Genomic DNA, 13,460 nt, shown 5'->3' on the forward strand with positions numbered 1-13,460 from the left:
ACAAGAACTATGTTAAATAGAAGGTAAATGGTAGGGTTTCTGGTGTTGCAAATGTAAATATTAATGTTTAAAAGGTTAAATATGGCTAATATTTACTTTTTAAGATAAAGCTTCCATCCTTTATGTAGTGTATTAATAAAATAATTAAATTACATTTGTAATCTATGTACATGAGTTCTTGTAGGACTTATCCTTTTTAAAACAAAGTCTCCGCTAAATACTAAAACCATATCCACTTTTTAATTACCTTTGTAGAACTACATTATTAATTTGAACTATGGACTGGACCCAATTATTATCAGGTAAACGCTTTGGAATGGAAGAGTATCACGAACGTAAACACGAACGTACCGACTTCCAGCGGGATTATGACCGTTTAATTTTCTCCTCCCCTTTCCGCAGATTACAGAACAAAACGCAGGTGTTCCCTTTACCGGGAAGCATTTTCGTACACAACCGTTTGACACACAGCCTTGAAGTATCCTGTGTAGGCCGTTCATTAGGTAATAATGTATCCAAAGGATTGATGCAGAAGTATCCCGACGGAAGTATCAATTTTCCGGAAATAGGTTCTATTGTTTCTGCTGCCTGCCTGGCACACGATATGGGAAATCCCCCCTTCGGGCATTCCGGAGAAAGGGCTATCTCCGCTTATTTCCTGGAAGGGAACGGCAGTTATCTGGAAAGTGAGATCCGATCAGCCGGAGGACGCTGGGAAGATTTTCTTCATTTTGAAGGGAACGCCAATGCGATACGCTTGCTTACCCATCAATTCATCGGAAGACGAAAAGGCGGGTTTGCTTTAACATACAGCACATTAGCTTCTATCGTCAAATATCCTTATGCATCAGTCTATTCAGGCAAAAAAGGGAAATTCGGCTTTTTCCAGTCTGAAGAAGAGACGTATATGCGTATCGCTACAGAACTCGGCATAAATCGCAATCCGGAAGATGACAACAAATTCGTCCGTTACCCATTGGTTTATCTGGTTGAAGCCGCCGACGATATCTGTTACCAGATCATGGATATAGAAGATGCATGCAAGCTTCATATCTTGACAACCGAAGAGGCTATCCAACTGCTACTAAACTTCTTTGAAGGAGAACGGCTGGATCATATCACCCGTGTCATGAAAATGGTGGACGACACAAACGAACAGATCGCTTATCTCCGCTCTTGCATTATCGGCCTTCTGGTAGATGAATGTTCACGCGTTTTCCTGGAAAATGAACAAGGTATACTTGACGGAACTTATAATGCCCCGCTAATAGAGCAGATCGGCGAACAGGCCAAAGAAGCGTATGCGGCTTGTTCTAAAACGGCTTACAAAAAGATTTACCGTGCAAAAGAAGTTCTGGACATAGAACTGGCGGGTTACCATATTTTCAGTCATCTGATCGACAGCCTGACAGAAGCGGTGATGAACCAAAGTCATGCATATAGTAAGCTATTACTGCAACGTATTCCGGAGCAATACGACACAAACGCACCAACAACTTATGGGAAAATACAATGTGTACTCGATTATATTTCAGGTATGACCGATGTATATGCACTCGACCTTTACCGTAAGATCACAGGCATGAGCCTGCCGGCTGTTTAATAGTCTTCCCGATATTTACTTTCCTCTTTATCCTCCAGGATACTGAGGTAACTCTTATAACGGGATTCGCTGATATAATGTTCTTCAAGTGCTTGCAACACTGCACAACCCGGTTCGTGCCGATGGGAGCAATTACTGAATTTGCAATCTTCGGAAAACTTGAATATTTCGGGGAAATAGTGGGAAATCTCTGCTGTTTCCATTTCGATCGTTCCAAATCCTTTGATTCCCGGAGTATCGATCAGGTAGCCGCCTTCCGGCAACGGGATCATTTCAGAAAAGGTGGTGGTATGCATTCCTTTATTATGATATTCGGAAATATCGCCTGTCCGAAGATTCACACCCGGAACCAGTTTATTGATTATAGTCGATTTACCGACTCCCGAATGTCCTGATAAAAGCGTTATCTTATCTCTTAAATCATCTCTGAGCGCATCGAGTCCTTCTTCCGTCTTGGCACAGAGAGTGGAACAAGGATAACCGATCGTCGTATATAAATTGATCAAAGCATCCAGATATTCTTTATCCTCGCCTTTGTAACGATCGATCTTATTGAAAACCAATTTGACCGGCACACGGTAAGCCTCTGCCGTAGCCAGAAAACGATCGATAAAAACCGTGGTAGTGACAGGATAATTAACAGTCACGATCAGCATAGCCTGATCCAGGTTGGCAGCAATAATATGCGACTGTTTGGATAGATTGGAGGCCCGGCGGATAATATAATTCTTCCGGTCTTCGATCTCGGTAATAAAGGCAGTTCCTTCATTATTGATATTGATATCAACCCGGTCACCGACAGAGACAGGATTCGTGCTGCGGATCTCTTTCAAACGGAAATTTCCTTTTACTTTACTTTCCACATCACGTCCGTCATCGGTACGTACGGTATACCAGCTACCTGTATTCTTTATTACCAGTCCTTTCATTTTCTATTTATTATCTTATAAAAAAAGAAGGGCGAAAAATGTTTCGCCCCTACAAGTTAAACTGTCATTATTTCTTTTTCTTTAGCAGCGTAGAGGTCATCTACCTTTTTGATAAACTTATCATGTATCTTCTGAACTTCCGCTTCCGTATCTTTTGCCACGTCTTCAGGAGTTCCGTCGGCTTTCACACTTTTCTTTATCGATTCGATAGCATCGCGACGTGCATTACGGATACTGATCTTTGCCGTTTCAGCTTCCTGTTTGGATTGTTTTGCCAAATTACGACGACGTTCTTCCGTCAACGGAGGAATACCCAAACGGATCACTTCACCGTTATTTTCCGGAGTGATACCTATTTCAGAATTCATGATCGCTTTCTCAATCTCTTTGATAAGCGGCTTTTCCCAGGGAGTGATAATAATCGTTTTTGCATCCGGAGTAGTAACCGAAGCCACATTTGTCAGAGGAACAAGACCTCCATAATAAGGGACCTTCACTCCGTCAAGAATCTTCGGATTAGCCTTTCCGGCACGGATATGAGCTAACTGTTCGTCAAGATAATCGATTGCGAACGACATTTTCTCTTCTGCTGACTTTACATACTGCTTGATATCTGCCATAACTGATTGATATTTTGTTTTCTGTTTTTTCGATAAACAAAAGTAGTAAAGTTTTTGAACCTGACAAACAAGAACAAAATGATTCGGTATCTTTTCAGGTTTCCTACCATGTTTTTTGAATTACCATGCATACTAATTCCAATTACTACGGCGACTAATCAGCGGTTGATAACCGTCAGTCGCTTGGCTGATAATTATCGACCGCTTGGCTGACAATCATCAACCGTATGGTTCACAATTATCAGCCGCTAAAAAGTAAAGGATGTCCTGTCCTGAAATAAGTTGACAAAACACCACAGTAAACTTATGTCAAAATAGGATACAGATGGTAAGTTATCCCAAAGGAAGCATATATATTTGAGAAAAACAACATTAAAATATAGAGTTTTTATTTAAAAACTATTTGAATTAGTCTGTGCAGAACTTGGTACATTTGATAAAATGAATTTTCCGTCTGCATCGGTGATTGTTCCTATATTCGTTCCTTTTATCAATACGGTTGCTCCCTGGATGGGCTCGCTGTCTTCTTCCGAGAATACAGTACCGTTTACTGTGATTTTTTGCGCAAGAGCCAGAGTGATACTAGCTAAAAGGCTTCCTAACAATAATATAAGCTTCTTTTTCATAATGGATAATTATAGTTTAATATACTGTTTCCTGATTTGTTTTTCAAGGAATTACTAGTGTGACCTCTTTATATATGCAAATATAATAAATTTTATCAAAAAACAAATTTAAATTTACAAAATGATGTTTTATGATGTGTTTTACTTACCATCTCTTATTTTCTACCCTGTTGGTATAGCTCTATTTTTTGATGCTATAAAAAACAAGTTATATATGAGATATAATCAGGGTGTTAAATTAAAATGTACCAAGTTCTGCACAGACTCTGGTCGTCTCATTTTTAGGTATGCAACCTGAAGAGACAGCGATTAAACCGAATTTGAAAATAGTATTAAAGACGGATGTCCAACAAATGGGTGAAGTGCTTGTCGTTGCCTTCGGAGAACAAAAGAAAGCTGCTTTTACCGGTTCTGCCGGTGTTGTAAAAGCAGAAAACATAAGTACCCGGCAGGTGACGAACGTTGTAGACGCATTGAACGGCAAAGTGGCTGGTGTACAAATGATAAATGCGTCAGGAGCCCCTGATGCAACTCCCGAAATCCGTATTCGTGGTCTTAGCTCGATCAACGCAGGCAAAGACCCGCTAATTATCCTGGACGGAATACCCTATGATGGCGGTTGGAACAATATCAACCCGTCAGACGTAGAATCACTGACCGTCCTGAAAGATGCCGCATCAAATGCCCTGTACGGTGCCCGTGGAGCTAATGGTGTGATCATGATCACAACAAAAAAAGCAAAAGCCGGCGACGCGGTTGTCACATTGGATGCCAAATGGGGGGTTAATACACATGCCGCCAAACTGTATGATTATATTACCGACCCCGGACAATATTACGAACAACATTATCTGGCCCTTTACAATTATTATCAACGTGGACAAGGCCAAAGCGTTTATGATGCACATAAACACGCAAACGAAATGATTCCGCAATCTTCTGCCAACGGCGGATTGGGATATATGATATATAATGTACCGGACGGACAATACCTGATCGGAGAAAACGGACGTCTGAACCCTAACGCAACTTTAGGCAACATCGTTAACTATAACGGACAAGATTACTTATTAACGCCCGACGACTGGCAGAAAGAAGCCTACCGCTCCTCCCTGCGCCAGGAATATAATCTAAACATAAACGGAGGCACGGAGAAACTCCAGTTCTACCTGTCGTTAGGTTATCTTAAGAATGAAGGCGTTGTCTACAACGCCGACTACGAACGTTATTCCGGTCGTTTAAAAGCCGCCTACCAGGCAAAGAAATGGTTAAAAGCCGGTGGAAATGTCAGTTACACACACAGTATAACAAACGGAATTTCCGGTGTAGACCCCAGCGACTTGAGTTCTACGAATTTATTCGGGCACGTCACTACAATCGCTCCGATCTACCCTCTCTACGTCCGTGATGGCCAGGGGAATATCCTGCAGGATGAAAACGGCAATGAATATGATTACGGAAAAGGCAATAATGCAGGTTTGGAACGTTCCGTGCTCCCCAACACCAACCCGTTACAGACAGACCGGTTAAACACAAATAAAACAAACGGGAATTCCATTAATGCAAGCGGTTTCATGGATATCTCATTCCTGAACGATTTCAAATTCACACTTAATCTGGGTGTTTCTGATTATGAACGACGAAAAACATCGACTACACAACCCTTCTATGGCTATTATGCCGGACAGGGTGGATATGTCTATACGTACCATTATCGCACTACGACAGTCAACTTCCAGCAATTATTAAATTATAATAAGAAAATTGGCGATCATAGCATTTCTGCTTTGATCGGACATGAAAACTTCAAATACAATTATGCATATGTATGGGGAAGTAAAACAAATATGTATTCTTATTTTGACAACCAGGAACTGGCCGGAGCAATTACTCTGAACGATACCAATTCTAAATCGGAAGATTACAATACAGAAGGTTATTTCTTACGCGGACAATACGACTTCAAGGAAAAATATTTTATCTCCGGCTCTTATCGCCGGGATGCTTCCTCACGTTTCCATCCGGATCACCGCTGGGGAAACTTCTGGTCGGTCGGCGGTGCATGGATTATCAACAAAGAAGACTGGTTCAAACAAAACTGGATCGACATGCTGAAATATAAAGTATCATACGGCTCACAAGGAAATGACGACATAGGTTATAACAGATATACGGATACCTATGATATCCAGGACTCAGACGGATCGATCTCACTCGTATTCAAAACAAAAGGGAATAAAGAGATAACCTGGGAAACAAACGGGAACTTCAATACAGGACTCGAATTCGAATTATTCCAGGGACGGCTGAACGGAAGTATCGATTATTTTTACCGCAAAACGACTGATATGTTATGCTGGCTAGGTACTCCCCTCTCGATGGGATACAGCGGATATTACGACAATATCGGCGATATGACCAATAAAGGGCTCGAACTGGACCTGACTGTCACCCCCATACGGACGAAAGATCTGAATTGGTCGGTCAATCTGAACCTGACCCATTATAAAAACAAGATCACCTATCTGGCCGAAGACAGAAAAGGGACCGAATTAGACGGATATAAAGGTTATCCCAGCAGTAACCAATTTTATGGAGAAGGCCTTCCTATGTATAGCTGGCGTCTAAAAAGATATGCCGGAGTATCCGAAGAAGGGCAACAGATGTGGTATTATACCGACAAAGAGGGAAACGAGCAAAAAACAACGGTGTACAGCGATGCTGACTACCATTTATGCGGAACGGCCCTCCCCGACCTGTACGGAGGTTTCGGGACCAATCTGTCATTTAAAGGAATCGACCTGGGCGTATCCTTCTCTTACTCTATCGGAGGGAAATTCTATGACAAGGACTATGCATCCCTGATGGGTTCGCCTATTGCCGGTTCAACAGGATCAAATATCCACAAAGATATCCTGAACGCCTGGTCGGAAGACTACCAGACATCCAATATACCACGTTGGCAATATGCAGACACCAATACGACGAGTTCCTCCGACCGTTGGTTAACAGATGCCAGTTGGCTAACTTTACAAAATGTCAATCTGGGATATACGTTCCCCACTAAACTGGTTAAAACTTTATACCTTAACAAGGTACGTGTCTATGTAGCCGGCGACAACCTCTTCTACTGGTCAAAACGAAAAGGTTTCGACCCGCGTAGCAATTTCGAAGGTAACCCGTCCGGATTATCCTACTCGCCTGTCCGGAGTATTTCAGGAGGCATAAATGTCCAGTTCTAATTTGAAAACGAAGTAAAGATGAAAAAAATATCTATAAAAACAATCGCTTTTTGTACAGCAGCCACTTTATTAAGCAGCTGTATTGAAGAGACATTCCCGACAGATGTCGCTTCAACGGAACAAGTAGCAAAGTCGACCACGGCACTGGAAGCACTAGCAAACGCGACAGCAGCCCATATGAATGCATATAATATTCTGAACAGTACCAGTGCCGGAGCTACAGATTACGGCTATCCAGCCATTATGACCTCGCGGGATGTTATGTGTAACGATTTCCCGGTCAGTAAAACAGGATACGATTATTTTAATAACCCGTGGGGCAGTACGAATTACCTGGGAAATTATACATATCAACAGATTATCTGGTATTTTTATTACCGATTAATCAACAATGCCCACAGTACCATCCGTACAGTCGACCCGGAAGAAGCGACTGAAGCGGCAAAACAATATCTGGGCAGCTCTCTGGCTTACCGGGCGCTGGCATATCTGGAGTTATCCTGTATGTTCGAATATAAACACACAGGAGTATCAAGCCTGGACAGTAAAGCCGCTACCGATAAGATTTACGGCCTTACAGTTCCTATCATAACGGAAAATATATCTGAAGAAGAAGCCAAAAACAACCCGCGTGCTCCTTTCTACAAGATGTACCGTTTTATTCTGAATGACCTCGACAAAGCTGAAGAATATCTGGCCGGTTTTACACGCAAAGCCAGGAACACTCCGGACCTGACAGTTGTCTACGGATTGAAAGCACGTACCTGGCTGGAGATTGCAACACGTTTCCGGCTTTATCCGGATGACCTATCGACGCAAATGTCTCATGAAAGCGATGCCGAGCTCCAGGATCTGGTCCCTCTGGGAGTAACATCTGCTGAAGGATGCTATGCCAAAGCACTGGAATACGCACGAAAAGCGATCAACTCCGGAGCCTATTCGCCATTGACGGAAGATCAATGGCATAACACGACTTCAGGTTTTAATAAAAGTGATTCGCAAATGTCGTGGATGTTGGGCATCATTATCGGTACCAACTCCATAAACTCAAATTACAAGAATTTTATCGGTAACATATCGCCGGAAACAACATTCGGTGTGGCTAACTATAAGTACAACACATACAGGATGATCAGTAAAAGCCTTTTCGACCAGATTCCCGACGGTGACTGGCGAAAAGTAACCTGGATCGCCCCTGAAGATGCCGGAAAAGCTCCGTCGGCCAAATATCACACATTATTAAGCGATGAGAACTGGGCAAAAACACCGGCATACACAGGTTTCAAATTCCGTCCGGGTTCAGGAGAAATGGATACCTACAAAATCGGGGCAGCAACAGACATTCCGGTCATGCGAATTGAAGAAATGTATTTCATCGAAGCTGAAGCACTGGCATTTACACAAGGTATGGAAGCCGGGGTATCTGCACTGGAAAGTTTTATGAACCAATATCGCTACACAGACGGTTCGTATGAATGCGGGCAATTAGCCGGAATAGAAGAGTTTATGGATAAGTTAATAGTACAGAAACGCATCGAATTCTGGGGAGAAGGTATTATCTATTTTGACTACAAACGCTTGGAAATGCAAATAGTCCGCGGATACAAAGGAACTAATCATGTCGCTTCACAACGTTTCAATTCCATTCTTGGATATGTTGCCCCATGGCTTAATATCTATATCACAGAAACGGAAAACAGGATCAACGACAGTGTCATCAATAATCCGGACCCAACCATGGCGATCAAACTCTGGTCTGAATAATCCGTCTATTCTCAAATCAGCAAATGAATAATCTTATGAAAACAATTAAAAACATTATATATCTGTTGACCGGTCTGATTGGATTCGGTTTCACAGGATGCAGCGACGATGATTCTTACGAACCCGGTCCGCAAACATCTCCGAACTGCATGCAGGTTTATTTCCTGAGTACGAACGAAGCATCTAAAGTAATCGATGCCTCGGAAGAATATGCCATCACGTTGAAAATAGGGCGCGAACAAACCGCATCTGCCGCATCCGTACCCATTAAAATACTTAGCCAGGACGAAGTGCTCTCCATTCCGACAAAAGTAGAATTTACTGCCGGTCAAAGCATTTCAACTATCAAGATCAGTTTTCCGAATGCTGCAACAGCAACTCCCTATTCTTACCGCCTCGAGATAGACGGCAGCGAATATGCAGATCCCTATGCAATACTCGACGGAGCCAGCAAATTCACAGGTTCGGTATTAGTTGCCAGTTGGGAAGTTGCCATCAAAGAGGCAACGTTCAAATTCGGTTCCATCTTCCCGGCATTCAAACAAGATATCCTGCAAATGGAAGGTACGAACAAATATAAGATCACCAACTATCTGAATTCCGGTACTGATTTTATATTTACATTAGATGCCACCACGAATGTTATCACACCGGCAGGTGGCTATCAATCGAGTGCAACAACCTGGTATTTCTATAATAATGATACGGAAAAAATCCCTATCCCATGCTACCCTACCGGATCTGAGATTTCCATCAACTCGTTCTACCTGTATTTAGGAGCAAGTTATACTTACCTGAATCTAAAGACAAAGAAAGGACGCTTGTATCATTACAACTTTAACAGTGATGAGACCAAAGGATATAATGCCCTGGATATTAGCTGGGAATAATATAGCGAAGTAGTTTTGAGTTCAGTGCCGGACCATGCAATCGTATGATCCGGCACTAATTTTATTTGTATGAATCTTACAGGTCCATCAGGCCGATTTCAATTTCGGGCAAAGGAATATCAAATACAATACACCTATACTCAACACGATCACAGCACCCAATTGGGAAGCCATCGCATCCGAAAGAAGCCCCATGAACAGAGGGAAAATTGTTCCTCCGAACAATCCCATAATCATCAAGCCGGATATTTCATTCTTCCGTTGCGGCATCGATTGGATAGCCTGAGAGAAGATGATCGAAAATACATTGGAGTTCCCTAATCCGATCAATCCAATACATATATATATGATATCTTTACTCTGGAAAATGGATAGTCCGACCATAGCCGCAGCCATCATCATCACACTGATCCCGAAAAACAGCTTTGCCGACATACGACTCAGGATAATTGCTCCGAGGAAACAACCGGCCGTACGGAAGATAAAATAAAGACTGGTTGCGAACGAAGCATCATGAAGTCCCATTCCGAGACGTTCCATCAATATCTTCGGTGCTGTCGTGTTCGTACCGACATCGATACCGACATGACACATGATCCCGATAAAGCATAATAAGATGAAGGGCTTACCCAACAAGGCAAAACATTCGCTGAATGTAGAAGGTTTCCCTTCCGGTTTCTCTTCTTCTATCTGCGTTGCTCCCAGCAACAGGATAGCGATGACCGCAATGACCATATAGACCGGGAATAACACACGCCATCCAAGACCGAACGAAGGAATTGCTGCCGTTGCCCCCCACATAGCGATATACGGTGCAAGGAAAGAGGCGATTGCCTTTACAAACTGACCGAAAGTAAGGCTACTGGCCAGTTTATCTCCTCGTATCACATTTGACAGCAATGGGTTAAGTGAAGTCTGCATCAATGCATTACCGATACCCAGCAGCGAAAAGGAAATAAGCATCAGCGTATAACCATCGCCAAAAATAGGCAGAAGTAAAGAAAAGAAAGTGACAACCAGGCTTAATAATACAGTCTTTTTCCGCCCGATACGGTTCATCAGCATTCCTGTCGGAACGGAGAAAATAAGAAACCAGAAGAAAACCAGAGAAGGGAAGATATTAGCTTCCGAATCGGTCAACCCGAGGTCTGCCTTTACATAATTAGAGGCAATACCCACCAAGTCCACAAATCCCATAGCGAAGAACGCCAGCATGATCGGGATCAACTTTATATAGAGTCCTTTTTCTTTCATGATCAGTCTTTATTAGGATAAGGAGGCCATGCGCCTTCCCGGGTACAAACAAATGCGGCCGTTTCTACAGCGATCTGATGAGCTTCACGCAAGGATTTCCCGGTTAACAGGGAGTAAACAAACGCACCGGAGAAGGAGTCACCGGCACCGACCGTATCGACCACCTCAACTTTAGGTGTCGGGATAGTAGACTGCTCATCCGTCGAATAGATAGAACTGAATGCACTGCCTGCCGTCAGAATGACATATTTCAGATTATATTTCCGCAGCATCTTGCGGCAGACCTCTTCATCCGAGCCCTCCAAATCACACATGCCACGAAGTAAAACCAGTTCTTCATCATTTACTTTAAATACATTCGCTTTGTGGAGCAATGTTTCTATCAGTTCTTTCGAATAGTACGACTGACGGATATTGATATCGAAAAAGCGCAGAGCTTCTTCACGGGCATACGTCAACAAAGATAAAATAGTGTCTTTGGATGCCTGTGAACGCAAAGCCAATGTACCGAAACAAATGGCATCTGCTTTCTTTACCAGATCGATCGATTCCTGAGTCAGAGGAATATGATCCCAGGCTACACCTTCAATGATCGTATAGGTCGGAATGCCTTCTTTCAATTCGACCATCACACTTCCGGTCGGATATTCCACGATTCCCAGGCTGTTGGAGATATGGTTCTTTTCCAACTCCTGAACAATTTCCGTACCGGACAGATCATTCCCGACAGCACTGATCGCATATCCCTCCGCTCCCATCTGCGTGGCATGATAGACAAAGTTGATCGGGGCTCCTCCGGCTCTTTTTCCGGTGGGCAAAACATCCCAAAGCAATTCACCGATACCGACTACTACAGGTTTATTCTTTTCCATGATTTTATATTTTATTTATTCCAAATAGACTGAAGTTCATAAACTTCCAGGTTCTTCACCTGTATATTATTCCCCCAGAAACGGAAACCGTCTTTATTACTCGGATCAGCCCTTCTTTCCATCGAATAGGAATAGGCACCTCCGTCCACAAACACCTCTACGGAAGTCCTGTCCAGAATAATATCAACGGAAATCTCCATGCTGGTCATATCTTCCGGAGAATAAAAGACTCCGTTCACTTTATTAAAATTCATATCATAATCCAACAGATTCTGTCCATACAGGCTCAATCCGGCATTGGTGGCATGTGACAAAGACAAAGTCGTACGAATACGAAGACTGCCGGTATGATTGTAAAGTTGCAATAACTCTCCGGCTTTTTCTGCCGACAGATCTTTCCACTGTCCTTTCGCTATTTGAAGGGTCTCCAATTCCTTTATCGGCTCACTGAATAAACGAATGCCATCCTTTGTCGTCCGCAGAGATAAAACCGTAGGCAACAACATGGTTCCGTTAAACGGCATTCCCGGATGAGAAATCCGTCCCCAGCCAATCTGTATCCTGCGTCCGTCGCCGGAAGGAATATTGGTAAATGTCTGGGCAGCATAGATCGTTCCGGTTGAATAATAATGTTTACCCGATTCCGGCACGAAAGTCCTGCCATCAAATGAGCCGATCATATAAGTGCCGGAAGCTCCGTACATCACCCATTTCTTATTACCGGTAACTCCATCGACCGGTAACTCGAATAATTCGGGACATTCCCAAAAACCGGTGATATGGCTCTCAAAAGTCCAATGCTTCAGATCGTCCGAATTATAAATGGAATGTCCGTCCCGTTCATTCAGTACCATCACCCATTTACCGGTCGGTTCATACCAAAAGACTTTCGGATCCCGGGTATCATGACTATTCCACTTTGCTTTGGAATCGACAACCGGATTTCCGTCATATTTCGTCCAGGTCCTCCCTTTATCCAGGCTATATGCAATACATTGCACCTGTTTTTCCGGACTATCGGCAGTATAAACAGCAACCATCGCCGGAATATTGCCTTTATTGAAACCAGCCGTATTCTTATAATCGATCACAGCCGATCCTGAAAACATGGTTCCATGTTCGTCCGGGAATAAAGCGATGGGTAACTCTTCCCAATGGATCAGGTCTTTGCTTACAGCATGCCCCCAATGCATATTTCCCCAGTCGCGCTCATAAGGATTATGTTGATAAAACAGATGATACTCGCCTTCATAATAAATCAAACCGTTCGGGTCGTTATTCCATCCCCGGCGTTGAGTATAATGTATTTGCGGACGATTCGTCTCTTTATAAAGACTATCCTGCCCGGCTATTTCATCTGCCTGATAGATCTTATCCATACCGGCGGCATCTCCGCGGTAAGATATTTTTATCTGCTTCCCCTTGAAAGAAGATACATCACAAAACACCCAGTAATCCGGCTCTCCCGATGCCAGTCGGATATCAAAAGAACGGACAGGCTTTCCATCTACAGCCAAAGTCATCACAGCCCGTTCTTTCTGATGAGAAACCGGAAGATTCAGATATTTCTTCGTAATTTTCAGTGTAAGATCTTCTGCGTTCATACTTCCCGAAAGAGTAAACGCCATAACTAATAAAGTTAACAATTTACCGTAATTCA

Annotated in this window: 9 protein-coding genes and 1 pseudogene; 4 read left to right on the forward strand and 6 right to left on the reverse strand. The window is 43.0% G+C overall.

Annotation, left to right across the window (positions count from 1 at the left end; all coding sequences use genetic code 11):
• Positions 1 to 277 precede the first annotated feature (277 nt).
• The gene (gene dgt / locus DWW23_RS03405) at positions 278 to 1,603 is read left to right on the forward strand and encodes a dGTP triphosphohydrolase (RefSeq protein WP_122351876.1); all 1,326 of its coding nucleotides are present in this window, start codon (positions 278 to 280) and stop codon (positions 1,601 to 1,603) included.
• On the opposite strand, the gene rsgA is transcribed toward dgt, so the two are convergent.
• The 3 genes from rsgA to DWW23_RS03420 form a co-directional block, all read right to left on the reverse strand.
• Positions 1,600 to 2,532, reverse strand: a complete 933-nt coding sequence (rsgA, locus tag DWW23_RS03410; protein WP_122351877.1) for a ribosome small subunit-dependent GTPase A — start codon at positions 2,530 to 2,532, stop codon at positions 1,600 to 1,602. The genes dgt and rsgA overlap by 4 nt on opposite strands.
• 56 nt (positions 2,533 to 2,588) lie before the next feature.
• Positions 2,589 to 3,152, reverse strand: a complete 564-nt coding sequence (gene frr / locus DWW23_RS03415) for a ribosome recycling factor (RefSeq protein WP_122351878.1) — start codon at positions 3,150 to 3,152, stop codon at positions 2,589 to 2,591.
• Positions 3,153 to 3,544: 392 nt separating this feature from the next.
• Complete coding sequence (locus DWW23_RS03420) at positions 3,545 to 3,778, reverse strand: carboxypeptidase-like regulatory domain-containing protein (protein WP_122351879.1); 234 nt, start codon at positions 3,776 to 3,778, stop codon at positions 3,545 to 3,547.
• 254 nt (positions 3,779 to 4,032) lie between these two features.
• Between DWW23_RS03420 and DWW23_RS03425 the strand changes: the two are divergent.
• From DWW23_RS03425 to DWW23_RS03435, 3 genes and pseudogenes are all read left to right on the forward strand, one after another.
• A pseudogene (locus DWW23_RS03425) lies at positions 4,033 to 7,020 on the forward strand (SusC/RagA family TonB-linked outer membrane protein); the annotation flags it as partial.
• 18 nt (positions 7,021 to 7,038) lie between these two features.
• Complete coding sequence (locus DWW23_RS03430; RefSeq protein ID WP_122351881.1) at positions 7,039 to 8,784, forward strand: RagB/SusD family nutrient uptake outer membrane protein; 1,746 nt, start codon at positions 7,039 to 7,041, stop codon at positions 8,782 to 8,784.
• Positions 8,785 to 8,819: 35 nt separating this feature from the next.
• Positions 8,820 to 9,674, forward strand: coding sequence for a hypothetical protein (locus tag DWW23_RS03435; RefSeq protein WP_147382586.1), 855 nt, complete (start codon positions 8,820 to 8,822; stop codon positions 9,672 to 9,674).
• 87 nt (positions 9,675 to 9,761) lie between these two features.
• Here the strand turns inward: DWW23_RS03435 and DWW23_RS03440 are convergent, their stop codons facing one another.
• The 3 genes from DWW23_RS03440 to DWW23_RS03450 are packed head-to-tail and all read right to left on the reverse strand — an operon-like array spanning position 9,762 to position 13,428.
• Positions 9,762 to 10,928 carry an MFS transporter gene (locus DWW23_RS03440; RefSeq protein WP_122351883.1) on the reverse strand — a complete coding sequence of 389 codons (1,167 nt, stop codon included), beginning with the start codon at positions 10,926 to 10,928 and terminating at the stop codon, positions 9,762 to 9,764.
• Between the two features lie 2 nt (positions 10,929 to 10,930).
• Positions 10,931 to 11,800 (reverse strand): carbohydrate kinase, encoded by an 870-nt coding sequence (locus DWW23_RS03445; RefSeq protein WP_122351884.1) that lies wholly within the window; start codon positions 11,798 to 11,800, stop codon positions 10,931 to 10,933.
• Between the two features lie 11 nt (positions 11,801 to 11,811).
• Positions 11,812 to 13,428, reverse strand: coding sequence for a DUF4980 domain-containing protein (locus DWW23_RS03450; RefSeq protein ID WP_370449237.1), 1,617 nt, complete (start codon positions 13,426 to 13,428; stop codon positions 11,812 to 11,814).
• Positions 13,429 to 13,460 lie beyond the last annotated feature (32 nt).

It is taken from the genome of Parabacteroides sp. AF14-59, from assembly GCF_003479515.1.
GTDB classification, from domain to species: domain Bacteria; phylum Bacteroidota; class Bacteroidia; order Bacteroidales; family Tannerellaceae; genus Parabacteroides; species Parabacteroides faecis.

Bases quoted from the DNA above. Each gene is read 5' to 3' on its own strand.
- DWW23_RS03440 (WP_122351883.1), bottom strand. From the start codon at position 10,928: ATGAAAGAAAAAGGACTCTATATAAAGTTGATCCCGATCATGCTGGCG.
- DWW23_RS03445 (WP_122351884.1), bottom strand. From the start codon at position 11,800: ATGGAAAAGAATAAACCTGTAGTAGTCGGTATCGGTGAATTGCTTTGG.
- DWW23_RS03435 (WP_147382586.1), top strand. From the start codon at position 8,820: ATGAAAACAATTAAAAACATTATATATCTGTTGACCGGTCTGATTGGA.
- DWW23_RS03430 (WP_122351881.1), top strand. From the start codon at position 7,039: ATGAAAAAAATATCTATAAAAACAATCGCTTTTTGTACAGCAGCCACT.
- DWW23_RS03420 (WP_122351879.1), bottom strand. From the start codon at position 3,778: ATGAAAAAGAAGCTTATATTATTGTTAGGAAGCCTTTTAGCTAGTATC.
- DWW23_RS03450 (WP_370449237.1), bottom strand. From the start codon at position 13,428: ATGGCGTTTACTCTTTCGGGAAGTATGAACGCAGAAGATCTTACACTG.
- rsgA (WP_122351877.1), bottom strand. From the start codon at position 2,532: ATGAAAGGACTGGTAATAAAGAATACAGGTAGCTGGTATACCGTACGT.
- dgt (WP_122351876.1), top strand. From the start codon at position 278: ATGGACTGGACCCAATTATTATCAGGTAAACGCTTTGGAATGGAAGAG.
- frr (WP_122351878.1), bottom strand. From the start codon at position 3,152: ATGGCAGATATCAAGCAGTATGTAAAGTCAGCAGAAGAGAAAATGTCG.